At 64.4% G+C, this 25,280-nt stretch carries 26 protein-coding genes; 10 read left to right on the forward strand and 16 right to left on the reverse strand.

All coding sequences use genetic code 11. The annotated features are described in order from the left end of the window. The first annotated feature begins 21 nt into the window (after positions 1-21). The 8 genes from ACQY6T_RS02410 to ACQY6T_RS02445 all read left to right on the forward strand — a co-directional run bounded on the left by ACQY6T_RS02410 (position 22) and on the right by ACQY6T_RS02445 (position 6,309). Positions 22-321, forward strand: coding sequence for a hypothetical protein (locus ACQY6T_RS02410; RefSeq protein ID WP_428627998.1), 300 nt, complete (start codon positions 22-24; stop codon positions 319-321). Positions 322-410: 89 nt separating this feature from the next. Further along, positions 411-1,622: a hydrolase gene (locus ACQY6T_RS02415; RefSeq protein ID WP_428628000.1), complete on the forward strand. Its 1,212-nt coding sequence runs from the start codon at positions 411-413 to the stop codon at positions 1,620-1,622. Further along, complete coding sequence (locus ACQY6T_RS02420; protein WP_428628003.1) at positions 1,619-2,620, forward strand: arginine N-succinyltransferase; 1,002 nt, start codon at positions 1,619-1,621, stop codon at positions 2,618-2,620. Before ACQY6T_RS02415 ends, ACQY6T_RS02420 begins: the two co-directional genes overlap by 4 nt. 4 nt (positions 2,621-2,624) lie before the next feature. Beyond that, a complete protein-coding gene (locus ACQY6T_RS02425) occupies positions 2,625-3,875 on the forward strand; it encodes an N-succinylarginine dihydrolase (protein ID WP_428628006.1) in 1,251 nt (416 codons plus the stop codon). A gap of 3 nt (positions 3,876-3,878) precedes the next feature. Continuing rightward, the gene (locus tag ACQY6T_RS02430; protein ID WP_428628008.1) at positions 3,879-4,550 is read left to right on the forward strand and encodes a spermidine synthase; all 672 of its coding nucleotides are present in this window, start codon (positions 3,879-3,881) and stop codon (positions 4,548-4,550) included. A 16-nt stretch (positions 4,551-4,566) separates the two neighbouring features. Further along, positions 4,567-5,124, forward strand: coding sequence for a septal ring lytic transglycosylase RlpA family protein (locus ACQY6T_RS02435; protein WP_428628011.1), 558 nt, complete (start codon positions 4,567-4,569; stop codon positions 5,122-5,124). Between the two features lie 132 nt (positions 5,125-5,256). After that, on the forward strand, positions 5,257-5,493 hold the full coding sequence (locus ACQY6T_RS02440) for a hypothetical protein (RefSeq protein WP_428628014.1): 237 nt from the start codon (positions 5,257-5,259) through the stop codon (positions 5,491-5,493). A gap of 48 nt (positions 5,494-5,541) precedes the next feature. Next, positions 5,542-6,309, forward strand: a complete 768-nt coding sequence (locus ACQY6T_RS02445) for an alpha/beta fold hydrolase (RefSeq protein ID WP_428628016.1) — start codon at positions 5,542-5,544, stop codon at positions 6,307-6,309. Here ACQY6T_RS02445 and ACQY6T_RS02450 read toward each other — a convergent pair. The 3 genes from ACQY6T_RS02450 to ACQY6T_RS02460 all read right to left on the reverse strand — a co-directional run bounded on the left by ACQY6T_RS02450 (position 6,260) and on the right by ACQY6T_RS02460 (position 10,517). Beyond that, the gene (locus ACQY6T_RS02450; RefSeq protein WP_428628018.1) at positions 6,260-7,300 is read right to left on the reverse strand and encodes an alpha/beta fold hydrolase; all 1,041 of its coding nucleotides are present in this window, start codon (positions 7,298-7,300) and stop codon (positions 6,260-6,262) included. The genes ACQY6T_RS02445 and ACQY6T_RS02450 overlap by 50 nt on opposite strands. 57 nt (positions 7,301-7,357) lie before the next feature. Further along, positions 7,358-9,016 (reverse strand): MFS transporter, encoded by a 1,659-nt coding sequence (locus tag ACQY6T_RS02455; RefSeq protein WP_428628020.1) that lies wholly within the window; start codon positions 9,014-9,016, stop codon positions 7,358-7,360. A gap of 118 nt (positions 9,017-9,134) precedes the next feature. Continuing rightward, positions 9,135-10,517 (reverse strand): DEAD/DEAH box helicase, encoded by a 1,383-nt coding sequence (locus tag ACQY6T_RS02460; protein ID WP_428628021.1) that lies wholly within the window; start codon positions 10,515-10,517, stop codon positions 9,135-9,137. A 368-nt stretch (positions 10,518-10,885) separates the two neighbouring features. Between ACQY6T_RS02460 and ACQY6T_RS02465 the strand changes: the two genes are divergently transcribed. After that, positions 10,886-12,358 (forward strand): glycerol kinase, encoded by a 1,473-nt coding sequence (locus ACQY6T_RS02465; RefSeq protein WP_428628024.1) that lies wholly within the window; start codon positions 10,886-10,888, stop codon positions 12,356-12,358. 32 nt (positions 12,359-12,390) lie between these two features. On the opposite strand, the gene rpmE is transcribed toward ACQY6T_RS02465, so the two are convergent. From rpmE to rpsB, 12 genes are all read right to left on the reverse strand, one after another. Further along, complete coding sequence (gene rpmE, locus ACQY6T_RS02470) at positions 12,391-12,618, reverse strand: 50S ribosomal protein L31 (protein ID WP_088439403.1); 228 nt, start codon at positions 12,616-12,618, stop codon at positions 12,391-12,393. A 104-nt stretch (positions 12,619-12,722) separates the two neighbouring features. Then, positions 12,723-13,202, reverse strand: coding sequence for a 3-hydroxyacyl-ACP dehydratase FabZ (gene fabZ, locus ACQY6T_RS02475; protein WP_428628027.1), 480 nt, complete (start codon positions 13,200-13,202; stop codon positions 12,723-12,725). A 5-nt stretch (positions 13,203-13,207) separates the two neighbouring features. Then, a complete protein-coding gene (locus tag ACQY6T_RS02480) occupies positions 13,208-13,906 on the reverse strand; it encodes an OmpH family outer membrane protein (protein WP_428628030.1) in 699 nt (232 codons plus the stop codon). Beyond that, positions 13,906-16,578 carry an outer membrane protein assembly factor BamA gene (gene bamA, locus ACQY6T_RS02485; RefSeq protein WP_428628032.1) on the reverse strand — a complete coding sequence of 891 codons (2,673 nt, stop codon included), beginning with the start codon at positions 16,576-16,578 and terminating at the stop codon, positions 13,906-13,908. Before bamA ends, ACQY6T_RS02480 begins: the two co-directional genes overlap by 1 nt. Positions 16,579-16,650: 72 nt before the next feature. Then, positions 16,651-17,781 carry an RIP metalloprotease RseP gene (gene rseP / locus ACQY6T_RS02490; RefSeq protein ID WP_428628821.1) on the reverse strand — a complete coding sequence of 377 codons (1,131 nt, stop codon included), beginning with the start codon at positions 17,779-17,781 and terminating at the stop codon, positions 16,651-16,653. Next, a complete protein-coding gene (locus ACQY6T_RS02495) occupies positions 17,774-18,937 on the reverse strand; it encodes a 1-deoxy-D-xylulose-5-phosphate reductoisomerase (protein ID WP_428628034.1) in 1,164 nt (387 codons plus the stop codon). The genes rseP and ACQY6T_RS02495 overlap by 8 nt, the downstream gene beginning before the upstream one ends. A gap of 1 nt (position 18,938) precedes the next feature. Next, positions 18,939-19,616 (reverse strand): phosphatidate cytidylyltransferase, encoded by a 678-nt coding sequence (locus tag ACQY6T_RS02500; RefSeq protein WP_428628036.1) that lies wholly within the window; start codon positions 19,614-19,616, stop codon positions 18,939-18,941. A gap of 3 nt (positions 19,617-19,619) precedes the next feature. Continuing rightward, on the reverse strand, positions 19,620-20,306 hold the full coding sequence (gene uppS / locus ACQY6T_RS02505; RefSeq protein WP_428628038.1) for a polyprenyl diphosphate synthase: 687 nt from the start codon (positions 20,304-20,306) through the stop codon (positions 19,620-19,622). A gap of 122 nt (positions 20,307-20,428) precedes the next feature. Beyond that, complete coding sequence (gene frr / locus ACQY6T_RS02510) at positions 20,429-20,983, reverse strand: ribosome recycling factor (RefSeq protein ID WP_428628039.1); 555 nt, start codon at positions 20,981-20,983, stop codon at positions 20,429-20,431. Between the two features lie 30 nt (positions 20,984-21,013). Then, positions 21,014-21,745, reverse strand: a complete 732-nt coding sequence (pyrH, locus tag ACQY6T_RS02515) for a UMP kinase (RefSeq protein WP_428628041.1) — start codon at positions 21,743-21,745, stop codon at positions 21,014-21,016. A gap of 233 nt (positions 21,746-21,978) precedes the next feature. Continuing rightward, positions 21,979-22,905 carry a translation elongation factor Ts gene (tsf, locus tag ACQY6T_RS02520; RefSeq protein WP_428628043.1) on the reverse strand — a complete coding sequence of 309 codons (927 nt, stop codon included), beginning with the start codon at positions 22,903-22,905 and terminating at the stop codon, positions 21,979-21,981. Positions 22,906-23,102: 197 nt separating this feature from the next. Further along, the gene (gene rpsB, locus ACQY6T_RS02525; protein WP_428628046.1) at positions 23,103-23,948 is read right to left on the reverse strand and encodes a 30S ribosomal protein S2; all 846 of its coding nucleotides are present in this window, start codon (positions 23,946-23,948) and stop codon (positions 23,103-23,105) included. Positions 23,949-24,262: 314 nt separating this feature from the next. Here rpsB and ACQY6T_RS02530 point away from each other — a divergent pair, with 314 nt between their 5' ends. After that, positions 24,263-24,523, forward strand: coding sequence for a hypothetical protein (locus ACQY6T_RS02530; RefSeq protein ID WP_428628047.1), 261 nt, complete (start codon positions 24,263-24,265; stop codon positions 24,521-24,523). Here ACQY6T_RS02530 and ACQY6T_RS02535 read toward each other — a convergent pair. After that, positions 24,507-25,280, reverse strand: coding sequence for a CDP-alcohol phosphatidyltransferase family protein (locus ACQY6T_RS02535; RefSeq protein ID WP_428628048.1), 774 nt, complete (start codon positions 25,278-25,280; stop codon positions 24,507-24,509). The genes ACQY6T_RS02530 and ACQY6T_RS02535 overlap by 17 nt on opposite strands.

Below are 25,280 nucleotides of genomic sequence, written 5' to 3' on the forward strand. Positions count from 1 at the left end.
TCTCCTCCCCCCGGCGCGATCATGAACGAAACCCGTTTGACGCTGATGGAAGCGATCGCGCGCAAGCGCGTCGTCACCGCGCACTATAACGGCCAGTTGATGAAGCTGGCGCCGCACCAGATGTTCGAACGCCGCGGCGACCTGTTCGTCAGCGCGCTGAACCTCGAAAAAAGCTGGCGGTCCGATGACGACCGGCGGCTGGGCCATTTCAAGCTGGACGGGCTGGTCGAACCGGCGCTGATCGACGCCAGTTTCGATCCGCTGCCCTCGTTCGAGGCCGCGGCGCCGCAGGTCGACGACACGCTGCTGCTCGCAGTCTGACCGCCGCGCCATAACCGCGGGTCATAGTCGGCCGATGTTTCATCCCCGGCGGGGGTGGCAAGCGGCGCGCTGCTCGCTATAGCCGTGCGATGACCACGCTCACCGCATCCGAAACCGCGACGCTTGAACGCGCCGCCGATGCGCCGATGCTGGCGCAGGTCGAAACCTGGGCCGCGGTCAACAGCGGCACCGGCAATCTTATGGGCCTGAAAAATGTCGCTGGCCTGCTCGCCGATGCCTTTGCAGCGCTGCCCGGCGACGTCCGCCTCATCGCCGCCGATCCGGTCGAAAGCGTCGATGCCGCGGGCCGGGTCAGCACGATCCAGCGCGGCGACCATCTCCATCTGCGGGTGCGGCCCGATGCGCCGGTCCAGCTATTGCTCACCGGCCATATGGACACGGTGTTCGCCGCAGATCATCCATTCCAGACCCTGACATGGCTCGAACCGGGGGTGCTCAACGGCCCCGGTACCGCCGACATGAAGGCGGGTATTTCGGTGATCCTCGCTGCGCTGACCGCGCTCGAAGCCTCGCCGTTCGCGGCGCGTGTCGGCTATGACGTGATGATCAACAGCGACGAGGAAACCGGCAGCCACGCCTCGGCGCGGCTGATTGCCGAACTTGCCGCCGGGAAAACCGCTGCCTTGACCTACGAACCGGCGCTGCCCGACGGTACGTTAGCGGGGGCAAGGCCGGGCAGCGGCAACTTCAGCGTCATCATCCATGGCCGCGCGGCGCATGCGGGCCGCAACCCCGACGAGGGTCGCAACGCCCTCGTCGCCGCCGCCGACCTCGCGGTGCGCCTGAACGCACTCAAGTCTCTGGAATTGAAAGTTAATCCGGCCAGAATAGACGGTGGCGGCCCGAACAATGTCGTCCCCGATCAGGCGATCCTGCGCGTCAACCTGCGCCCCGCGAACCCGGAAGCGATGATCGCCGCCGAAACCGCGCTACGTGACACCATCGCTAACATCCAGCGCGACCACGACGTCCACTGCCACCTCTACGGCGGCTTCAACCGCCCGCCCAAACCGCTCGACGCGGCGGCAACGCGCCTGTTCGAACTGGTGCGCGACTGCGGCGCGGCGCTCGGCCTGCCGCCGATCAGCTGGAACGCCACCGGCGGTGTGTGCGACGGCAACAATATCGCCGCCTGCGGGATTCCGGTGGTCGATACGATGGGACCGCGCGGCGGCGCGATCCACTCGGCGGACGAATTTCTGATCGTCGACAGCCTCGCCGAACGCGCGCAGCTGTCGGCGCTCACCATGATACGCATTGCGGAACGGGGGACAGTGTGAATTACGTGATCCGGGCAGCCAAGCCGGGCGATTTGCAGAGCATTTACGAGATGGCGAAGTTGACCGGCGGCGGCTTCACCAACCTGCCTCCCGACAAAAAGGCGCTGCGGACCAAGCTCGAGCGCACCGAAGCCTCGTTCGCGAGCGACAAGGAATATCCGTCGGACGAGCTCTACCTGCTCGTGCTCGAGGATCTCGACAGCGGCGAAGTGCGCGGCACCTGCCAGATTTTCGGGCAGGTCGGCCAGCGCTGGCCCTTTTATAGTTATCGCATCGGCACCGACAGCAAACATAGCGAACAACTTGGCCGCACCTTTCAGGCGCAAATCCTGATGCTGAGCAACGACCTCAACGGGTCGAGCGAGGTCGGCGGGCTGTTTCTCCACCCCGCGGCGCGCGCCGGCGGGCTGGGCCTGCTCCTCGCGCGGTCGCGCTACCTGTTCATCGCCCGCCACCGCGCGCGCTTTGGCGATCGCATCCTCGCCGAACTGCGCGGGGTGATCGACGAGGCGGGCGGCTCGCCTTTCTGGGACGGGGTCGCGGGCAAGTTTTTCGGGATGAGTTTCCAGGAAGCCGACCAGTTCAACGCGGTCCACGGCAACCAGTTCATCGCCGACCTGATGCCCAAGCATCCCGTGTATATCGCGATGCTCAGCGACCATGCGCGCAGCGTCATCGGTGTTCCGCACCCCAGCGGTCGCGCCGCAATGCGGATGCTGGAAAACGAGAATTTCGCCTATGAAAATTATGTCGACATCTTTGACGGTGGCCCGACGATGACCGCGCGCACCGACCAGGTGGCGAGCATCGCGGGCGCGAAGCATGGCGAGGTGTCGGCGATCAGCGATAGAGGCAGTGATGCTTTGGTCGCGACCGGCAGGCTAGCCGATTTCCGTTGCTGTTTCGGCAAGGTAGGCGAGGAATCGACGCTTGATGCTGAAGCCGCGAAGGTGCTCGGCGTCGACAAGGGCGGCGAGATAAGCTGGATCGGCCGATAACGCCATGCTCTGCGAAATCAACTTCGACGGGATCATCGGCCCCAGCCACAATTATGCGGGGCTGAGCCGCGGCAATATCGCGTCGGCGTCGAATGCGGGCGACGTGTCGCAGCCGCGTGCGGCAGCGCTGCAGGGCATCGACAAGATGCGTCACAATCTCGCGCTCGGGCTCGCCCAAGGTTTCTTCATGCCGCTCGATCGCCCCGACGCGCCGTGGCTCGATACGCTCGGTACGACGCTGGACGATGCCGAGGGGCATTTGCGCGCACAGGCGTGGTCGGCGTCGTCGATGTGGGCCGCCAACGCCGCAACCGTTTCACCCGCCCCCGATTCTGCAGACGGGAAATGTCATCTGACCGTCGCCAACCTCGTCACCATGCCGCACCGCAGCCACGAATGGCCGGGAACGCTGGCGCAGCTCCGTCTGGCCTTTGCCGATCCGGCCTTTGCGGTGCACGCGCCGATCCCGGCGCCGTTCGGCGATGAGGGCGCGGCGAACCATATGCGGCTGTGCAACGGGCATGATAGGCAAGGAGTCGAAATCTTCGTTTATGGCGTCGGCGGCGGCCGCTTTCCGGCCCGCCAGCATCTCGACGCGTCGAAGGCGATCGCGCGTCACCATCGGCTCGATCCGAAGCGCACGCTGTTCATTCGCCAGTCGGACACTGCGATTCAGGGCGGCGCCTTTCACAACGACGTGGTTGCGGTGGCGAACGAACATGTCCTGTTCACCCACGAAACGGCGTTCGAGGATCGCGAGGCGGCCCACGCCGAAATCCGAGCGACGTTTCCTGCGGTCGAGATCGTCGAGGTGCCCGCCAGCGCGGTGACCCTGCCCGACGCGATCCGATCCTATCTGTTCAACGCCCAGCTGGTCAGCCTGCCCGACAGCGGCGGCATGGGGCTGGTGCTGCCGACCGAGGCCCAAGCGATTCCCGCGGTGTGGCAATGGCTGGAGGCGCATATCGCGGGCAACGGTCCGATTCGCCGCCTGCTGCCGGTCAACGTCCGCCAGTCGATGGCGAACGGCGGCGGCCCCGCGTGCCTGCGCCTCCGCGTTGTGGCCGACCCGGCGACGGTCGATCCGCGGTTCATGGCGGACGACGCGAAGCTCGACCGGATCGCCGAGGTTGTCGCGAGCCACTGGCCCGAGGCGATTGCGCCGGGCGACCTTGCTTCGGCGACGCTGGCGTCCGATGTGCGCAGCGCGCGCACCGCGTTGCTTGCAGCGCTCGACCTCAACGAACTGACCTGAGCCATGAAAATGCGCGAATTGCTCGGGACGGCGCAGGTACCCGGCGGCGACGAGCTGCGGCTGTACCGGCGCGGCGATGATTTCATCATCGCGATCGACCGCAACGAATTGATGAGCAGCCGGATGAGCGGCTCTGAAGAAGCGCTGGCGACGTTGACGTGCGAGCGGCTCCGCAGCCCGAAAGCGGCAAGCCTGCTGATCGGCGGTTACGGCATGGGGTTTACGCTGCGCGCCGCGCTGGCGGTGCTCGGCCCCGACGCGAAGATTGCTGTGGCGGAGCTGGTGCCGGGCATCATCGAGTGGGCGCGCGGTCCGATGGCGGAACTGGCGGCAGGCTGTCTTGACGATCCGCGGGTCGAACTTGTCCTCGGCGACGTGTCGAAAGCCATCGGCGCAGCGACGCGCCGCTATGACGCGATCCTGCTCGACGTCGACAATGGCCCCGATGGCCTGACGCGCGAGGCGAACGAGGGTCTCTATTCGGCGGCGGGCCTTGCCACCGCCAAGGCGGCGCTGCGGCCCGGCGGAATATTGGCGATATGGTCCGCCGCCCCCGACGCCCGCTTCACCCGCCGGTTAAGCGCAGCGGGCTTTCAGGTCGAAGAGGTCGGCGTGCGCGCGCGCAGCAATGGCAAAGGTCCGCGCCACGTGATCTGGTTCGCACGGACGGCCTGAGACGAGGGTCGAGCCCATGCGGAAACATGTCATCATAGGCGCAGCAGCATTGGCGTTGTCGCTCTCGGCCTGCGCCGGGGGTAATTTCCGGCCGGTCGCCGATGCGCCGGTGCGGATCGGCCCAGCCTATGCGATCCGCGGTACGACCTATGTTCCCGCCGCTGCCCCGACCTATGACGCGGTGGGCTATGCCAGCTGGTACGGCAGCGAATCAGGAAGCCGCACCGCCAATGGCGAAGAATTTCGGCCTGGCTGGATCACCGCAGCGCACACCACCCTGCCCCTGCCGACCTATGTCGAGGTGACCGCGCTCGATACCGGGCGGCGGATCATCGTGCGGGTCAACGACCGCGGCCCGTTCGCGCTGGGCCGGATCATCGACCTGTCGCGCGGCGCCGCCGAAGAACTGGGAATCAAGGCGCAGGGTCACGCCGCTGTGCGGGTGCGCCGAATCGAGCCATCGGAGCAGGACCGCAAGCGGCTTCGCAACGGCAAACCCGCCGCCGGGCTGGCGCCGGTGTCACAACGCGAGCTGCAAAAACTGCGGGAACAAATGACTTCAAAAGCGCGTTAATTCCCTGAGCGGGACACGCATCGCGACACCGCCCTTCCCTAACCTGTCGGATTAACTTACAGTTTACCATAAGCCCGGCGCGCCGAATCCCGCTTTTACGCCAGTGGCACGGGTCTTGCTGGGTGATGGGTGATGTGGAAAAAAATCGGACGCCTGTTCGTCATCAAGACACGCCTCGAGGCGTGTCTGATCATCTATGCACTCGGCGTCGGCGCGATGGCGCGCGGTGCGGCCTATCTCCACGAATATCCGGGGGTCGGCGGCAAGCTGTTGCTGGTGGCGTGCAGCGGTTCAGTGTTCTTGGCGGGTGCCAAGATTTTCGATTGCCTGCGGTATGAGCAGGCGGCGACCGCGAAACTGCCGGGCTAGACCGCGCCAGCCTTTCACCTGTCACCGAAACATGCGACAGCTGAGCCCATGAGCAGGATCAGCGGCCGCCCCGTCATCACCACCGAGCATGTCTATGGCCTGAATCTGAGGGTCGCGCGTTGGCGCGAAGGCCAGAGCGCGGCAGATGGCAGCACGCCGTTGTTGTTCCTGAACGGCATCGGCGCCGACATCGCCGCCGCGGCTCCGTTGCTTGCGCAAATTCAGGGACGGGAGGTGTGGACGCTCGACATGCCTGGCGTCGGCGGGTCGCCTGATGCGCTGATCCCCTATGGCGCCCCGACGATCGCGGCGGTGGTGATGGAAATCGCCGACCGCTTTGGCCACAAGACCATCGACATCGCCGGGTTCAGCTGGGGCGGTGCGCTGGCGCAGCAAATCGCGATCCAGTTTCCCGGCCGCGTCCGCAGCCTGGTGCTGATGGCGACGACCCCCGTCATGGGGGCACCCGGGATCGGGTGGGCGGCGCTGTTCGATAACGACATGCAGGCGAGCGGGCTGAAAATCCAGACGGCGACACCGCTGGGCATTGCTTACCAGACCGCCGCCATGGCGGGGTGGAGCAGCGCCGCTTTCCTGCCCGGTCTGAAAACCCTGCCGACGCTGGTGCTGATGGGAGAGCAAGATGGCGTTATGCCCGCCTGCTATGGCGAGATGCTTGCCAGCCTGATCGACGGCGCGGTGCGGGAAGTGGTGCCGGGATCGCACCTCTTCCCCTTTACCCATGCCGCCGCCATATCGGCGCGGATCAGCGCGTTTCTGGACGATCCGGCGACGGGGCGGCAAGCCGCCGCGTAAGGAAATCGGCGATCGCGTCGGCGGTCGCGTCGGGCGCTTCCTCCATCGGCAGATGACCGATGCCGGGCAGCAATATAACTTCGGATCCGATGATGCGGTCGTGGAAGGTCTGCGCCGCGCTGGGGTTGATGATCCGGTCCTTGTCGCCGAACAGGATCAAGGTCGGCGCCTTGATCGCGGCGACGCGCGCCGCCATCGCGGGTTCGCGGTTCAGCCGGGCGCGCAGCACGGTTGCCTCGCGATTGCCCGGAAAGCGCAGCAGTTCCCAATAGCGATCGATCATCGCGTCATCGATGATTGCGCCCTTTTCGACCGACCCGCGCAGCGACTGTTCGACCAGCGACCGCGGGGTGATCTGGGTCGCGAGCCAGCGGCCGGCGGGATATTTCAGGATCCGGAAACCAACGTTAGATTCGGGCGCTTTCTCTCCTTTGCGGAGCGGCATACCGGCAGCGTCTAGCAAGAGCAGCGCATCGATGCGGGCAGGCTCCGCCAGCGCGAAGCGCCACGCGACCCAGCCGCCCATCGAATTGCCGCCCAGCGTGAAATGGTCGATCCCGAGTTTTGCGGTCACGACGTCGACCGCTGCGATCATGCCGTCGGCGCTGTAATCCTTGTCGGGCGTACCACCGGTCAGGCCGTGGCCGGGCAGATCAAGAGTCACGATGCGGTAGGTGCCGCCGAGCCGCGCGATCAGCGGTTCCCAGGTGTGCAGGCTGGCGTTCGATCCGTGGAGCAGGACGATCGCGGGGCCGTCACGCTTACCCCGATCGCGGTAATGGATGCGCTGGCCTGCGGGGCCGGCGACGAAGGCTGCGTTCGGGCCACCATATTTAGCGATCATTGCGTCGCGGTCGGTGTCGGCGGTGCGCAGTGCGAGAAAGATAGCGACGATCGCCAGCAGCAAAGCGAGCGGGATCATCACCCGTTTGCGCCGCCAGAACGGACGGCGCGGCGGCGGGCGCTCAAATTCATCGTCGTCGATCATCATCAAGCCCCCTCCGGCAAGCCGCGATCCTAATCCGCGCGCTTCGCGCGTCAACGTCCGCTATTCGTCGATGCGGCGGCGAAAGGTTTCAGGCAGCAGGAAAAGACCCACCACAACCGTCAGTGCGGCCAGCACAACGGGATACCATAACCCATAATAGATGTTGCCTGTCGCCGCGACCATCGCGAACGCTGTCGTCGGCAGGAAGCCGCCGAACCAGCCGTTGCCAATATGATAGGGCAGCGACATCGCGGTATAGCGGATGCGGCTGGGGAACAACTCAACGAGCAGCGCAGCGATCGGGCCATAAACCATCGTCACCAGCAACACGAGGTAGAAGAGGACTCCGACGACGCGCGGTTTGTCGATGCGGGCGGGGTCGGCCTTTGCAGGGTAGCCGGCTGCATCAAGCGCGGCGCCCACTTCCGCCAGACTATAGGGGATGCTGCCTGCGTTCGTGCCGGGGCCAATGCCGCCCGACGGATTGGCAATCCAGATTGCCTTCTGTCCGACAATGACCGCCGCCGAATCATCCTCCGCGTCGCGCGAGGCATAGGGTATGCCGGCTTTCGCCAGATAGGATTTCGCCACATCGCAGGCGGTCCGGTCGAACTTGTTCTTGCCAACGGGATCGAACTGGACAGAGCAAGCGGCGGGATTGGCGACCACCGTCACCGGCGCCTTGGCCTGTGCCTCGGCCAGCGCCGGATTGGCGGCCGCGGTCAGCATGTGGAACGCCGGGAAATAAGTCAGTGCGGCAAGCGCGCAGCCGGCGAGGATAATCGGCTTGCGGCCGATCCGGTCGCTGAGCCAGCCGAACAGGATGAAGAAAGGGGTACCAAGCGCGAGCGCGATGGCGATCAGGATGTTCGCGGTAGCACCGTCGACCTTCAGCGTCTTTTCGAGAAAGAACAGCGCGTAGAATTGACCGGTGTACCAGACGACCGCCTGCCCCGCGACCGCTCCGAACAGCGCGATGATCACCCATTTCAGGTTGGCCCATCGCCCGAACGCCTCGGTCAGCGGCGCCTTTGAGGTCGTGCCTTCGTCCTTCATTTTTTGAAAGACCGGGCTTTCGTTCAGCTGCATGCGGATCCACAGCGACACGCCAAGCAGGATGATCGAGATCAGGAACGGCAGGCGCCAGCCCCAATCGGCAAACGCTTCCTCGCCGATCAGCGAGCGGATCGTGATGACGACGCCGAGCGCCGCGAACAGGCCGAGGGTCGCGGTGGTCTGGATAAAGCTGGTGAAGAGGCCGCGTTTCCCTTCGGGGGCATGTTCGGCCACGTAGGTCGCCGCGCCGCCATATTCACCGCCCAGCGCCAAACCCTGGAGCAAGCGCAGCACCACGAGCAGCACGGGCGCCGCGACGCCGATCGATGCATAGCTGGGCAGGACGCCGACGAGGAAAGTCGACGCGCCCATGATCCCCATGGTGACGAGAAAGGTGTTCTTGCGCCCGACGAGGTCGCCGATGCGGCCGAACACCAACGCCCCGAACGGCCTTACCGCGAAGCCCGCGGCAAAGGCGCCGAGCGCGAAGATGAAGCCGGTGGTTTCATTGACGCCCGAAAAGAATTGCGCCGAAATGACCGTCGCGAGCAGGCCGTAGAGGTAGAAATCATACCATTCGAACACCGTGCCGAGCGACGACGCGAGGATGACCTTGCGCTCGCTTTGGCGGGTGTCGATGGGTGCCGCGATATCTTCGGTCATTATCTTCCCCCGTTCGCCCTGAGCCTGTCGAAGGGCCGTTCTTTCGTTTAGCCGACGCTAGAGGAAAGGACGGTGCTTCGACAAGCTCAGCACGAACGGAATAGGAAGATGGTTATGCTTAGCCGACGCGGGTTACCGCGCTCTTGTGGGCGCCAACGCTTTTGTTGCGCGGGCGGAAGCGACGCTTGCGCTGACCTTCGGCCGTCGCATCACCAGCTGCGCCATCGCGGCGCGGGCCGCGCTCGCCTTGCGGCTTGCTGCCATTGCGGCCGCGATTGGCGTCCTGGCGCTGACGGTTCGGGTCACGGCCCTGGCTGCCGGTGTCGCGCGGACCCGCAACGGGCTTGGGCAGGTTGCGCACCAGCTCGTTGAAATTCTCCGGCAGCGCCATCGGCTCGGACTTGCTGCGCGTGACGCGTTCGATGTCCTTCATATACGGCCGCTCATCGGGGGCAATGAAGCTGATCGCCATGCCCTCGGCGCCGGCGCGCGCGGTGCGGCCGATGCGGTGGACATATTGTTCGGGCACATTCGGGATCTCGAAGTTGATGACATGGCTGACGCCCGACACGTCGATGCCGCGTGCGGCGATGTCGGTCGCGACGAGCAGCTTGATATCGCCCGAGCGGAACGCCTGCAAAGCATGGGTGCGCTGCGACTGGCTCTTGTTGCCATGGATCGCCATCGCCTTGATCCCGGCGCCCGCCAAGTGGCGCACGACGCGGTCGGCGCCATGCTTGGTGCGGGTGAAGATCAGCGCGCGGTCGATATCCTGGGTCGCGACGACCGAGTGTAGCAGCGCCTGCTTTTCCTTTTGTTCGACGAAGGTCGCGAACTGGCGGATTTTCTCGACCGTGGTCGCCTGCGGGGTGACCGAGACGGTGACGGGATCATTGAGGAACTGTTCGGCCAGGCCGGCGATTTCCTTGGGCATCGTCGCCGAGAAGAACAGGTTCTGGCGGCGCGACGGCAGCAGTTTCGCCACGCGGCGCAGCGAATGGATAAAGCCCATGTCCATCATCTGGTCGGCTTCGTCCAAAACGAAGATTTCGACATCGTCGAGGCGCAGCGCACGCTGGTCGATCAGGTCGAGCAGGCGGCCCGGGGTGGCGACGAGGATGTCGACGCCGCCCGACAGGTCGCGGATCTGCTTGTTGATCGGCACGCCGCCAAACACCGTCGACACCGACAGCTTGGTGAAACGGCCATAATCGCGGCAGCTCTGCGCGATCTGCGCCGCGAGCTCACGCGTCGGGGCGAGGACGAGCATCCGGCAACCGCGCGGGGTCGGGCGGTGCGGATAGGTCAAAAGATGGTGGATCGAGGGCAGCGAGAAACCGGCGGTCTTGCCGGTGCCGGTCTGCGCGATGCCGCACAGGTCGCGGCCCTTCATCAGCGGCGGGATCGCCTGCGCCTGAATCGGTGTCGGCACGGTATAATCCTTGGCGGCAAGCGCGCGATTGATGTCGGCGTGCAGGCCAAAGTCGTTAAAAGTTGTCATAAATACTCACTATGAGCGACGCGCAGGCGCATCCGTTCGGATCGAACGGACGGCGCACGGGCCGCGGGTTCGAAACGACCCGCGTGAAAGGGTGCCTCTGGGGACAAAGCGCTGGTCCGACTCGTCCCGCGCCTGAGATTGGGCGGGAAAATCACGCTGCCGGTGGTTACGGCGGGTCATCCCGCCATGCTGCGCTGCACAACATATGGCATGGGTTGCGCGGTTTTGCAAGATAATTGCGCGGCATTCGTTAACGGCCTTCTTAACCCAGTCGCCCCGAGCTTGTCGAAGGGCCGTTCTTTCTTCATCAGGATGGAGAAAAAAGCAGGGCTTCGACAAGCTCAGCCCGAAAGGATGAGGGGTTTCTAATGGCCGAGAAGATCATCGTCATCGACGAGGGGACTACCTCGACCCGTACAATGCTGTTCGCCGCCGACGGCATCCCGCTAGGCAGCGCGCAGCGGGAGTTTCAGCAGCATTATCCCGGGGCTGGGCTGGTCGAACATGATGCCGCCGAAATCTGGGAGGCGACGCTGGCCTGCACCCGGGCGATGATCAAGAAGGCCGGGGGTGCCGAGCACGTCGCCGCCATCGGCATCACCAACCAGCGCGAGACCGTCGTGTTCTGGGACCGCACCACCGGCGAACCGCTGGCGCCCGCGATTGTGTGGCAGGACCGGCGCACCGCCGCCGACTGCGCGGCGCTGAAAGACGCGGGGCATGAGGCGGCGGTGCAGGCGACCACCGGCTTGCTGCTCGATCCCTATTTTTCGGGGAGCAAGATCGGCTGGGCGCTGAAGCATTGGCCGCAATTGCACGAGGCGGGCGCGCGGCTCGCGATCGGGACGATCGAATCCTATCTGATCTTTCGCCTGACCGGCGGCGTGCATGTCAGCGATGCGAGCAACGCGTCGCGGACGTTGTTGATGGACATCAATGGTAGCGGCGGCTGGGACGCGGGGCTGTGCGATTTGCTCGGGGTGCCGATGGCGCTGCTGCCCGAAATCACGGGTTGCACCACCACCGTCGGCACGACCGACCCCGATCTGTTCGGCGGCGCGATTCCGATCTGCGGCATGGCAGGCGACCAGCAGGCGGCGACGATCGGGCAGGCGTGCCTGGCGCCGGGTCAGACCAAGGCGACCTTCGGCACCGGCGCCTTCATCCTGTCGGCGAGTGGCACCGCGCGCCCATACTCAACCAATCGCCTGCTCGCGACGGTGCTGGTGCAAGAAGGCGATGTCCGGTCTTACGCGCTTGAAGGATCGGTGTTCGTCGCGGGGAGCCTGATCAAATGGCTGCGCGACGGGCTCGGCCTGCTGGCCAATGCGGGCGAGAGTGAGGGGCTGGCGCGGTCGGTCGCCGATAATGGCGGGGTGTATCTGGTCCCTGCCCTCACCGGGCTGGGCGCACCGCATTGGCGCCCCGATGCGCTTGCCGCGATCTCTGGCCTCAGCTTTGCCAGCGGCAAGGCGCATGTTGCGCGCGCGGCACTGGAGGCGCAGGCGTATCAGGCGCACGACCTGAAATCCGCCTTTGCCGCCGATGGCGTCGATTGGGCCGATTTGCGGATCGACGGCGGCATGGCGGCGAACGACTGGATGGCGCAGGATCTGGCCGACATGCTGGAGCTGACCGTCGAACGGCCCGATTTCGTCGAAAGTACAGCTTTGGGTGCCGCGATGCTCGCGGCGACCGGCGCGGGGCTCTATCCCGATCTGGCGAGCGCGGCGAAGGCGATGCGCGGCACCGCCACCCGCTTCACGCCTGCGCTGGGCGCCGACAAACGCAAAGCGCGCCTTGCCGGGTGGCAAAGCGCGCTTGCAAAGGTTTTGAGCTGACCGCCGAATCCCCGCCTTGGTGGGGACAGGGCTTAGCGCTTGAGGGTGAGGCCACCGAAGCGCTTGTTGAACTTGGCAACCTGGCCCGCGGCGTCGAGCATGCGGCCGTTACCGCCGGTCCATGCCGGGTGCGCGGTGGGATCGATTTCGAGCGTCATCGTGTCGCCCTCTTTGCCCCAGGTCGAGCGCGTCTGATATTCGGTGCCATCGGTCATCTTGACCGTGATCATGTGGTACGCGGGGTGAATGTCTTGTTTCATGTCTTGGCTCCTGTGCCGCTGGTTACCGACCAGCGTGCGCGAGTCTGTGCGTCCGGGGACGCGAAGGTGCGGCCCCTAACGGCGAATGCCGGATTTGGCAATAGTTAGTCCGTCGGCGGATCGGCAATCATCGCGGTGAACTGGCATTCTGCCGCCAGCACACCATTCAGCATCGCCTTGCCTTCGAACCGGCAGACGCTGCGCTTGGCCTGGATGATCGTCGCGTGCAGGTCAAGCAAGCAGCCAGGTTCGACCGGCTTGCGGAACTTCGCCCCGTCGATCGCCATGAAATAGACAAGCTTGCCGGTCCCGGCGAGGCCCATCGATTCGATCGCGAGGATGCCGGCGGCCTGTGCCAGCGCCTCGACGATCAGGACGCCGGGCATGATCGGCCGACCGGGGAAATGCCCTTGGAAAAAGGGCTCGTTCATCGTCACCGCCTTGATCGCGTGGATCGAGGTGTCCTTCACCATCGATTCCACCCGGTCGACGAGCAGCATCGGATAACGGTGCGGCAGCAGCGTCAGGATCCGGCGGATATCCACCGGACCCAACGCCCCTGCCGCATTTTCCCCGTCAACCATGACGTTTAGCGGGTCGTCGGCGCGGTGCCGGTCGGTGCCGGAGCCGGTGCGGCGGGCGTCGCGCCCGGCTGCGCCGCGCGGGCGGCGTCCATCAGCTGCTGGTTGCGCTGCTGAACAAGCTGACCCGGCTGATAACCGGCAGGGACCGCGGTCGACACGTTGGGCAGCAGACGATTGAGTTCGACCACGACGGCATCGGTGATGTCGACGTTATTCTCACGCGCCAAAACCGCATCAGGATTGAGCAGCAGGTCGATCTTTTTTGCAGCCATTGCGGCCTTGATCGCATCGTTCATGCGAACGCTGATCTGGTCTTCGACATAAGCGATGGCGAGTTCGATCGGACGGCCGATCTGACCGAGTTCGGTCTGCGCAGCCTGGCGCTTGTTCTGGACCGCTTGGCCGGCCGCTTGCAGCGCCGCCTGATTCTGCGGGGTCTTTTTCGATTCTTCGTTATATTTGGCGATCAGGACGTTGATTTCGGCCTGCAGCGTTTCGCCGCGCGACTGCTGCTGATCGATCTGCGCCTTATAGGTGGTTTCGATCTGCTGCGACGCGACGGTGAAGGCGTTCGAGCGTGCGGCGGCAACGCGAACGTCGGCCACGGCAACGGCTTTGGCCTGCGCGATTGCGGGGACCGCCACGATCGGCGAAACCGACAGCGTGGCGACGGCGAGCGCCGAAGCGACAAGAATTTTCTTCATCAGAATTGGGTTCCTACGTTGAATGAGAAGCGTTTGGTGTCATCACCCTCTTCTTTGCGAAGGGCGTATGCGAAATCGATCCGGAAAGGACCGAACGGAGAGTTCCAGTTGACCCCGGCGCCGATCGATACTCGCGGCATCCAGCTGTCGCCAAAGAAGCGTTCCTCGAACGGCGGCAGCGGCGCGAAGCCCGTGGCGCAGGTGGTGAACTGCCCGGTTGGAGCACCCGCCGCGTCGGGCGTATTGGTTGCGAAATTCGTCGCCCCGGTGGTGGAATTGCGACACAGATATTTGGTGAGCCCATCGGCCGGGTCGCGGAAATCGGCGAGCGTCGTCAGCGTCGGACGCCTCACGCTGAACACCGATCCGACGTCGAGGAAGATCGACGGCCGCAGCCCCAATTCCTTGGCACCGGTGCCGAGCGGAATATCGATCTCGACGCGGCCCTGATAATAGGCGCGGCCACCGAGCGCATCGTCGATCTGGGCGTCGCTGCTGGTGTCGAGAACCGGCGCGGCCGGATTGGTCAGATCGACATTGGCGTAGCGTACGACGCGGGGGCCGATGCCGCGGATGTCGAAACCGCGCATCTGCGGTTCGCCCAGGAAGAAACGGTCGGTCAGGCGGACTTTGTCGCTGGTCGGGGTCGGGGCGCTGCCGAACGGATAGATATAGCCGCCCTCGGCCGAGATGTTGAGGATGAAGCGGCTGCCAAGGTTGAAGTGCTTCGAACCGTTCGCGCGGGTGCGGACATATTTGACGCTCCCGCCAAGGCCGGCGAAATCCTGGCTGAGCGACAGCGACTGGCCGCGCGTCGGACGGATGCGATTGTCGCGGTCATCATAAGCGAGCGTATAACCAACGAGCGAGGTCGTCCGCTTGCCGATCGCGTCGCACAGATACCGACCGGCGACGAGGGGATCGCACTGATCGCCGAAGAAATAGATGCCGCGATCGAGCGTCACATCGTCGTAGTTCAGACTGTAACGCCCAAAGAAGGACATGAATTCGGTCAGCGGCACACCGGCGTTGAGCTGAAAGCCGGTCGTCACCTGCTGGAACGTCGTCTGACGATCGTTGTTGATGAAGTTGAACGAGTTCAAATCACGGCGATAGACGCTGCCGCCAACCGAGATATTGCGGTCGAACAGATAGGGCTCGGTAAAGCCGAGCTCGATCGATTTCGAATAGCTGGAATAATTGACCGAGGCCTGAAGCTGCTGGCCCAAGCCGCGGAAGTTGCGCTGACGGATCGACGCCTGCAGCAGGAAATTCTCGATCGACGAGAAACCCGCCGACAGTGACAATTCGCCGGTCGGCTTTTCCTCGACATTGGTTTCGAGGATGATGCGGTCGGGGGCGCTGCCCTCCTTGCGCTCGATCTCCAGATTTTCCTGGAAATAGCCGAGGCTGTTCAGGCGGTTCTCGGTACGTTTGATGCCAAAGCTGTTGAACGCGTCGCCCTCGTTCAGGCGGAATTCGCGGCGCACGACCTTGTCGTGAGTCAGCGTGTTGCCGTTGACGTCGATGCGCTCGACATAGGTGCGCGGGCTTTCGGCGACGTTGAAGGTGATCTGCATCGTCCGCGTTTCGGGATCGCGGCGGAATTCGGGGTTGATGTCGGCAAAGGCGTAACCGAACAGGCCGGCGGTCTCGCTCAGGCTTTCGACCGTGTCCTCGACCAGCTTCGCATCGTACCAGTCGTCTTTCTTCATCGGCAGCAACGTTTTCAGCATTTCGGGCTGGAAGTCGCGCAATTCGCTCTTCACGTCGATGTCGCCGAACTTGTAGCGCTCGCCTTCCTCGACGACATAGGTGATGATGAAGTCCTGCTTGTTGCTCGTCAGCTCGGCCACCGCCGAAATGACGCGGAAATCGGCATAGCCGTTTTGCAGATAAAAGAGACGCAGCTTCTGCTGGTCATAAGCCAGGCGGTCGGGATCGTAGCTGGTGTTCGACGACAGGATCGTCAGCAGACCCGATTCCTTGGTCGCCATTTCGTCCTTGAGATCGCCGTCGCTGAACTTCTCGTTGCCGATAATGCTGATCTGGCGGACTTTGGATTTCGGCCCTTCGTTGATTTCGAACACGACATCGACGCGGTTCTGGTCGAGCGACACCATCTTGGGTTCGACGGTCGCGGCGAAACGGCCCTGACGCTTGTACAGCTCGATGATGCGCGCGACGTCGGCGCGGACTTTCGAACGCGTGAAAATCTGGCGCGGCGCGAGCTTGATCTCGGGCCGGATCTTGTCTTCTTTCAGGCGTTTGTTGCCTTCCAGGATGACGCGGTTGATCACCGGGTTTTCGGTGACCTGAATGGTCAGCGCACCGCCATTGTCGGTGATCTGGAAATCCTTGAACAGCTCGGTCGCCGCCAGGTCCTTGAGCGCCTGATCGAGGATCGAACGGTCATAGGCCTGGCCGACGCGCAGACGCAGGTACGACAGAATCGTCTGTGCCTCGAGCCGCTGATTGCCGACGACGGTGATCGACCGGACAGTGGTCGCGGTCGGAACCGCTTCGCTGGCGGGGGCCGGGACGGCGGGAGCGGCGACGGGCGGCGGCGCAACTTCCTGCGCCATGACCGGCGTTGCCAGCATCGTGCCAGCCAACAGAAGTGCCGACAGCTGTGTCCGGCCCAAGAATTTGTGTGAAGCCACGCTGTTCATCCCGAAAAAATAACTCAAAAGCGACCAACCCGCCTGACCGCGGGCTCGCGCGCACTCCCTGCCCCAGACTCGCTAGCCAATCAAGCGCGCGATCCCGTTCCACAAGCCCAATGAGCCCAAATCGTTGAAAGTCACGACCAGCATCAGCGTGACCACCGCCGCAAAGCCAACCCGGAACGCCCATTCCTGCACCTGCGGCGGTGCAGGACGGCGCCGGATCGCCTCATAAGCGTAGAAAAGCAAATGACCACCATCGAGCATGGGCAATGGCAACAGGTTGATGAACCCCAGATTGATGGAAATGAAGGCGATGAACCAGATAAACGTCGCGATCCCCAGCGTCGCGACCTCGCCCGACTGTTTTGCGATCTTGACCGGCCCGCCCATGTCCTTGACCGAACGCTGCCCGGTCAGGAATTGCCCCAGGACATTCCCCGTGAGCCGCATCAGCGCCCAGGTCTGATCGGCGCCCGCGCGGACGGCGGCCAGGGGACCAACTGTCGAATAAACCGGAGCGCCTGAACGGATACCGATCATCGCTTGTTCGACCTTGTTGCCGAACTGATCGGTTTGCGAGACCACGCGGGGGCGCAGAACAACATCGATACGTTCGTCACCGCGCGCGATTTCCAGATTGGCGGGTTTGCCGAGGTTGACGGCGACGACCGCCTGAATGTCCTCGAATATCGCGATCGAGCGGCCATCGATGCTGACGATGCGATCGCCTACTTGCAAGCCGGACTGCTGCGCGGCGCCGTTCGGGTCCACTGCGCCCACCACGGCGGGCGTCCTGGGCGCGCCATAGGTCATGAACAGCGCGGCGAAGATCGCGATCGCAAACAGGAAATTGGTTACCGGCCCCGCGACGACGATCAGCGCGCGTTTCCACACCGGCTGGGCCGGGAACGTGTGCGACCTTTGCTCGGCGGGCAGTTGCTGCCATTCGGCATCGGGCTGACTGACGGCGTCGCGGTCGCCCGCGAACTGAACATAGCCGCCCAGCGGCAGCCAGCCGATTTTCCATTCGGTGCCGCGTTTATCGGTCCAGCCAAGAATCTTGCGCCCGAAGCCGATCGAAAAAGTATCGGCCTTCACCCCGCACCAGCGGCCGACGATATAATGGCCATATTCGTGGACGAACACGAGCGGGCCAAGCACCGCCAGAAACGCAATCGGATAGAGCCAGAGCGGTACATCAAGCATGTTCATATTGGTCCACAAAATGCTGGGCAGCCGCGCGCGATGCGGCATCGACGCTGAATATGTCCTGAAGCGACGTCGGCGCGGCGGGCGCATCGCCATCGATCACCCGGCGCACCGTGTCAACGATCGCGGAAAAGGAGATGCGGCCCGCCAGGAAGGCGGCGACCGCCACTTCGTTCGCGGCGTTGAGCTGCGCCGGGCGCGCACCGCCCGCGGCGATCGCGGCGCGGCACAGCGCGGTGGCGGGAAAACGCACCTCGTCGGGCGCCTCGAAATCGAGCCGCGCGATGCTGGCCAGATCGAGCGGGGCGCATGGCGTCGCCATCCGCTGCGGCCAGGCGAGCGCGCTGGCAATCGGGATGCGCATGTCGGGCGAGCCGAGCTGCGCCAGCGTCGAACAATCGATATATTCGACCAGGCTGTGGATCACCGATTGCGGGTGGACGAGGATCTCGATGCGGTCGAGCCCGACCGGGAACAGATGATACGCCTCGATCAGTTCGAGGCCTTTGTTCATCATTGTCGCCGAATCGACGCTGATCTTGGCGCCCATCGACCAGTTCGGATGCGCGACCGCCTGCGCCGGGGTGACGCGCGCCATGTCGGCGGCGCTCATCGTGCGGAACGGCCCGCCGCTGGCGGTCAGGATGATACGCCGCACCTGATCGATCCGCCCGCCCGCGAGGCACTGGAAAATCGCATTATGCTCGCTGTCGACCGGCAGGATGGTGGCGCCCGACGTTTGCGCCGCGGCGGTCATCAGCGTTCCCGCCGATACCAGCGCTTCCTTGTTGGCCAGCGCGACGTCGTGCCCGACCTCCAGCGCCGCCATCGTCGGGGCAAGCCCGGCGGTGCCGACGATCGCCGCCATCACCAGGTCGGTCGGCAGCTTGGCCGCCGCGACCAGCGCTTCGGCGCCCGCCGCGGTTTCGATGCCGGTGCCGGCCAGCGCTTCGGCGAGTTCGGCATGGCGCGATGCATCGGCGACCACAGCAATGTCGGGGCGAAATTCCTTCGCCAGCTTCGCAAGCTCCGCCACGTCGCTGTTCGCGGTCAGCACCCCAACCTGCCAAGCCTCGCCATCGCGGCGGACGAGGTCGAGCGTCGATTGCCCGACCGATCCCGTCGCACCGAACAGCGAGAGGCGGCGCGTCATATCAGCCAGCCGCCCGCACGGCGATCTGGCCAGCGAAGGCAAGCGCGCCGAGCAGCAGTGCGACCGGCAGCACGCCGTCGACGCGGTCGAACAGGCCGCCATGCCCGGGGATGAGCTTGCCCGAATCCTTCACCCCGGCGCGGCGTTTCATCCAGCTTTGCGCGAGGTCGCCCAGCTGCGCGAGCAGCCCCATGAACAGGCCGATCCACAGCGGCACCCCGATGATGCCCGCGCGGTCGCCGATCGTGGCGCTGGCGATCAATGCCGCGACCATGCCGCCGATCAGCCCCGACCAGGTTTTCGATGGGCTGATTTTGGGAGCGAGGCGCGCGCCGCCAAAGGCGCGGCCAGCGAAATAGGCACCGATGTCGGTCGCCCAGACCATGCCAAACACCCAGAGCGCGGCGGTCATGCCCAGCGCGTCGCGGATGAACCACAGTCCCGCCATCGCGCCGAGGACGAGGACCGGGCCGAAAATCTTGAGCGCGGCCTTGGCGCCGCCGCCCAGGGCCATCGCGCGCACTAGTGCGAACCATTCGACAAGGACGAGCGCGCCGCCGACGAGCAACAGCAACCCGAACGCAAAACCACCAAACCACAGCGCGGTGCCCGCAATCGCGAACAGGATGAGCGCCGATCCGGCCCTGACCCAAAAATCCGAATTACGCGCTGCGGCCATGCCCTAAAGTCCCCCGTAACGGCGATCGCGCCGCGCAAAATGATCGAGCGCCGCCGCCAGATCGGCGGGCGTAAAGTCCGGCCACAGCCGGTCGGTGAAATACAGCTCGGCATAGGCCGACTGCCACAGCAGGAAATTCGACAGCCGCACCTCGCCAGACGTGCGGATGAGCAGGTCTAGCGGCGGCATGTCGGCGGTATCGAGATGCGCTGCGATCGCGTCCTCGGTGATTGCGCCTTCGGCAGCGGCGGCCGTGGCGGCGCGGACCAGTTCGTCCTGGGCACCATAGTTGAGCGCGACCGCCAGCGTCGTGCGCTTGTTGCCCGCGGTGCGTTCGAGCGCATTTTCGATCAGTTTGACGACGTCGGGCGCCAGTGCGCGCCAATTGCCGATGACCTTCAGCTTGACGTCGTTGGCGGCGAATTCGTCGAGATCGCTGAGGATGAAGCGCTTCATCAGCCCCATCAGGTCGCTGACTTCCTCTTCGGGTCGCTTCCAGTTTTCGGACGAAAAGGCGTACAGCGTCATCGCCTCGATACCGAGATCGCCCGCCGACCGGACGATCGTGCGCACCGCCTCGACCCCGGCGCGGTGGCCGGCGATGCGCGGTAACAGGCGTTTTTTTGCCCAGCGGCCATTGCCGTCCATGATGATCGCGACATGGCGCGCGCCGTGATGCTGCGTTGTCACGAAAAGACCTCAGAACCCGTTCGTGTCGAGCGAAGTCGAGACACCCGCCGGGCTTGCGCACCGACGAGTGGTGTCTCGACTTCGCTCGACACGAACGGAAAAGGGGTCGGCGTAAGAACGCACTAGCCCAGGATTTCCTTTTCCTTCGACGTTGCCGCGGCGTCGAGTTCGGCGATCGTCGCGTCGGTCAGCTTTTGCACCTCGGTTTCGTGGCGCTTGCGCTCGTCCTCGCTGATTTCCTTTTTATTCTCGTCGGCCTTCAGATTGTCCATTCCGTCGCGGCGGACGTTGCGCACCGCGATGCGCGCCGCCTCGGCATATTTGCCGGCAAGCTTCGACAGCTCCTTGCGGCGTTCCTGTGTCATTTCCGGGATCGGCAGGCGCAGCATCTGGCCGTCGACGATCGGGTTGAGGCCAAGCCCGGCCGAGCGGATCGCTTTGTCGACCGGGCCGACGTTTGATTTGTCCCACACTTGCACCGTCAGCATCCGCGCCTCGGGGGCGCTGACCGATGCGACCTGGTTCAGTGGCATGTTGGCGCCATAGACCTCAACCGTCACCGGATCGAGCAGCGCGGTATGCGCGCGTCCGGTGCGCAGGCCCGACAGATCGCTCTTCAGCGCCTCGACCGCGCCTTGCATCCGGCGCTCCAGGTCGGCCTTGTCATATTTCGCCATCGTCTCTTCCTCTTCTTATATTTCGTGCGTTCAGGCGTTTCCGGGGGCGTCGGCCACGACCGTCGAAACGCCCTCGCCTGCCAGAACCCGCGCCAGATTGCCGGCTTCGCGAATGTTGAACACGACGATCGGAATATGGTTGTCGCGGCACAGCGCCACGGCGCTCGCGTCCATCACCTTCAGATTGTCGGCAAGGACCCGGTCATAGCTGAGCGTGTCGTACCGGACCGCCGACTTATCCTTTTTGGGATCGGCGTTATATACGCCATCGACACTGGTCCCTTTCAGCAGCGCGTCGCATTTCATCTCCGCAGCGCGCAGTGCGGCGCCGCTGTCGGTGGTAAAATAGGGGGCGCCAACGCCGGCGGCGAAGATCACCACCCGGCCTTTTTCGAGGTGGCGTTCGGCGCGGCGGCGGATCACCGGTTCACACACCTTGTCCATCTCGATCGCCGACTGGACGCGCGTTTCGACGCCAAGCTGTTCCAGCGCATTCTGCATCGCGAGCGCATTCATGACGGTGGCGAGCATCCCCATATAGTCGGCTTGCGCCCGGTCCATACCCTTGGCAGCGCCCGCCATGCCGCGAAAGATGTTGCCGCCGCCGATGACGAGGCAGATTTCGAGCCCGGTTTCCTTGGCTTGCTTGACCTCGGCCGCCATGCTCGCAACCGTTTCGGGATCGATACCGAACGGGGTCGAGCCCATCAGCGCCTCGCCCGACAGTTTCAGCAAAATGCGTTTCATGCCGGGCAGTGCCATGATCGGTGGGAACCTCTTTGGGGATTAGATACGCGAATGGCGCGCACCCTAGTGAAGGCGCGCGCCATTGCCAAGCGGACTGCCGCGTCAAGCAATTGCTATCCCCACCTTCGTCGCTCCGGACTTGATCCGGGGTCCATCTGCCGCCGAGGGGTCGGATGGATGCCGGATCAAGTCCGGCATGACGAAAAAAGGGGGCCAGCTTTTGCCTAAAACCGCAGCCCAATTCTCTTTTAGACGCCGGCGACCGCCGCGACTTCCGCCGCGAAATCGCTTTCTTCCTTCTCAATGCCTTCGCCGAGCTGGAAGCGGGTGAAACCCTTGAGCGTGATCGTCGCGCCGACGTCCTTGCCGGCGGCGGCCACGACTTCGGCGACCGGGGTCTTGCCATCCATCACGAACAGCTGCGACAGCAGCGCGTTTTCCTTGCGGAACTTGGCGATGCCGCCATCGACCATCTTCGCCGCGATGTCGGCGGGCTTGCCCGACTGAGCAGCCTTTTCCTCGGCGATCGCCCGTTCGCGGGCGATCAGGTCGGCGTCGAGATCGTCACCGTTCAGCGCCAGCGGGTTGGCGGCGGCGACGTGCATCGCCAGCTGCTTGCCCAGCGGTTCGAGGACATCGGCACCGGCGGTCGATTCAAGCGCGACAAGCACGCCGATCTTGCCCATGCCGGGGGCGGCGGCGTTGTGAACATAGGCAGTGACGACGCCCGATTTGACCGACATGATCGCGCTGCGGCGCAGCGACTGGTTTTCACCGATCGTGGCGATATTCTGGGTCAGCGCTTCGGTGACGGTGCCGCCGGCCGGATAAGCTGCGGCGCCCAGCACATCGGCGTCGGTGATGTTACCGGCGAGCGCGACATTGGTCACGTCGCGAACGAAACTCTGGAACTGTTCGTTCTTGGCAACAAAGTCGGTTTCGCTGTTCACTTCGACCATCGCGCCGCGCGTGCCGTCGGTGGCAACGCCAACCAGGCCTTCGGCGGCAACGCGGCCGGCCTTTTTGGCGGCGGCGGCGAGACCCTTGGTGCGCAGCCAGTCGATCGATGCTTCGACGTCACCGCCATTTTCGGCGAGTGCCCTTTTGCAATCCATCATCCCTGCGCCCGTGCGGTCGCGCAGTTCCTTGACGAGAGCGGCCGTAATTTCAGCCATCGGTGATCCTTTCAAATGAGATGCGGCCCCGAGAGGGAACCGCTGCGCCGCACGCGTGGCGGCGCGACAAGTCAAAACAATGACCGAGGGCGGCGGCTGCTGTTCGCAGCGCGCCGCCCCGTCATTCAGGCGCGCTTAGGCGTCGCTCTGACGTTCGGTTTCGGCAGCCGCTTCAGCGGGAACCTGTTCGTCTTCGGTCACCGGAGCAGCAGCTTCAGCAACCGGGCTTCTTCCGCTGCGGGAGCGGGTTCGACAGCCGGGGTTTCTTCGGCAACCGGAGCGGCAGCTTCTTCGACCAGCGCCGGTTCGGCGACGGGCTCTACCGCTGCGCCAAGGTCTTCGCCCCGATCGGCGCGAGCCTGCTGGCCGCCACGCGTCGCCGCCTGGGCAATCGCATCGCAATAGAGGCGGATGGCGCGCGCGGCGTCATCGTTCGCCGGAACCGGGAATGCGATGCCGTCGGGCGAAACGTTCGAATCGAGGATCGCGACGACCGGGATACCCAAGACGTTGGCTTCCTTGATCGCCAGTTCTTCCTTGTTCGCGTCGATCACGAACATCACGTCGGGAATACCGCCCATGTCGCGGATGCCGCCCAAGCTGGCTTCCAGCTTGTCGCGCTCGCGCGTCTTGTTGAGGACTTCCTTCTTGGTCAGACCCGAGGTGTCACCCGACAATTGCTCTTCGAGCGCCTTCAAACGCTTGATCGAACCCGAGATCGTCTTCCAGTTGGTCAGCATGCCGCCCAGCCAGCGATGGTTGACGAAATGCTGACCCGAAGCGCGCGCCGCGTCAGCGACGGGGCCCTGCGCCTGGCGTTTGGTGCCGACGAACAGGACCTTGCCGCCCGATGCCGCCGACGAGGCGACAAATTCCAGCGCGCGCGCGAAAAGCGGCACGGTCTGCGACAAGTCGAGAATGTGAATGCCGTTGCGCGCACCGAAGATATACGGCTTCATGCGCGGGTTCCAGCGGTGGGTCTGGTGGCCGAAGTGGGCGCCAGCCTCGATAAGATTCTGCATCGTGACGACAGGTGCCGCCATAGTCTTTCTCCTTCCGGTTGGTCCTCTGGAAAGCAAGAACCGAACGTCCGCAAGCGGAACAGTCCGGCACCGGTTTATGTGCGCCTTCCATGTGGAATGGCCGGGCCGTTAGCCGCCTTGGTTGTCAAAAGCAAGGGGCCGGCGCGCGTTTTCGGGTTCAGCGGAAATGGGGCGCCCGACTCAACTCGGCGACAAAGCGACTCCGTTCGTCGCAAATGTGTTGAGAACAAAACAAGAACATGGAACAAAAAGCCCAACGAAACCGTCGCTGGTTAACAAAAGGTTTCGCACACAGAAGCCGAAAGGACAAGATCATGGTTCAGGTCGCAGCTGCCCTCCTCTTCGCTCTCGCCGCCGGGCTCGGCATCACGGTGATCCTCGCCATGCTGAAATCGAACGAGAATGCGATTCTCTCGGCGCTGCTCGGCGAAGGTGCTTTCCAGATTGTACCAGCGCCCGAAGCCGGTCCTGCCCCGAGCGTGATTCCGATGCGCCGTGCGGCCGAACGTCGCAACATGGCGCTCCGGGTCCCCGCCGCTATGCCGACCCGTCCGCAGTTCAGCCGCGCCGCCTGACCTTCGCATAGCTGACGAGGCCGAAGGGCAGCATCACGACATATAGGGCGCATACGCCAAGGAGCGTCAGCCACGGCGCGGTGACGAGCGCCGCGCCAAGCAGCCCAACTCCTGCCAAGGCGAACAGGCGCCACGACCGACGCAGGCGGATCGACGACCAGCTGTAGGTCGGGATTGCCGAGATCATTAGCATGGCGACGCCGAGCGCCCAAGGCATGACGATATACCATTGGCGGAACAGGTCGTTGTCGGTCACCAACCACAGATAGACCGGAACGAACGACAGCCCCGCGCCCGCGGGTGCCGGAATGCCGGTCATGAACCCCGCGGATTTGTGCGGCTGAAAATCGGCATCCATGCGCGAGTTGAAGCGGGCGAGCCGCAACGCACAACATACGGCCAGCGCGAGCGCCGCGGTCCAGCCGAATTTGGGCGCATCGGCAAGCGACCACAGAAACAGGATCATCGCCGGCGCCACGCCAAAAGCGATCACGTCGGACAGAGAATCGAGTTCGGCGCCGAACTTGCTCTGCGCACGCAGCAGCCGGGCGATGCGCCCGTCCATGCCGTCAAGCACTCCGGCGACGATGATCATCGTAATGGCCGCCGCCCATTCACCGCCAATCGCGAAGCGGACCCCCGTCAGCCCCGAACAGAGCGCTAGGATCGTGATCGCATTAGGAGCAAAGGCGCGCAGCGGGATGCCACCGATGCGGCGGCGCTCGGCCTCGGTGACGGACTGATCCCTGCCAGCCAC

This window comes from Sphingopyxis sp. (assembly GCF_965279725.1).
GTDB lineage: Bacteria > Pseudomonadota > Alphaproteobacteria > Sphingomonadales > Sphingomonadaceae > Sphingopyxis.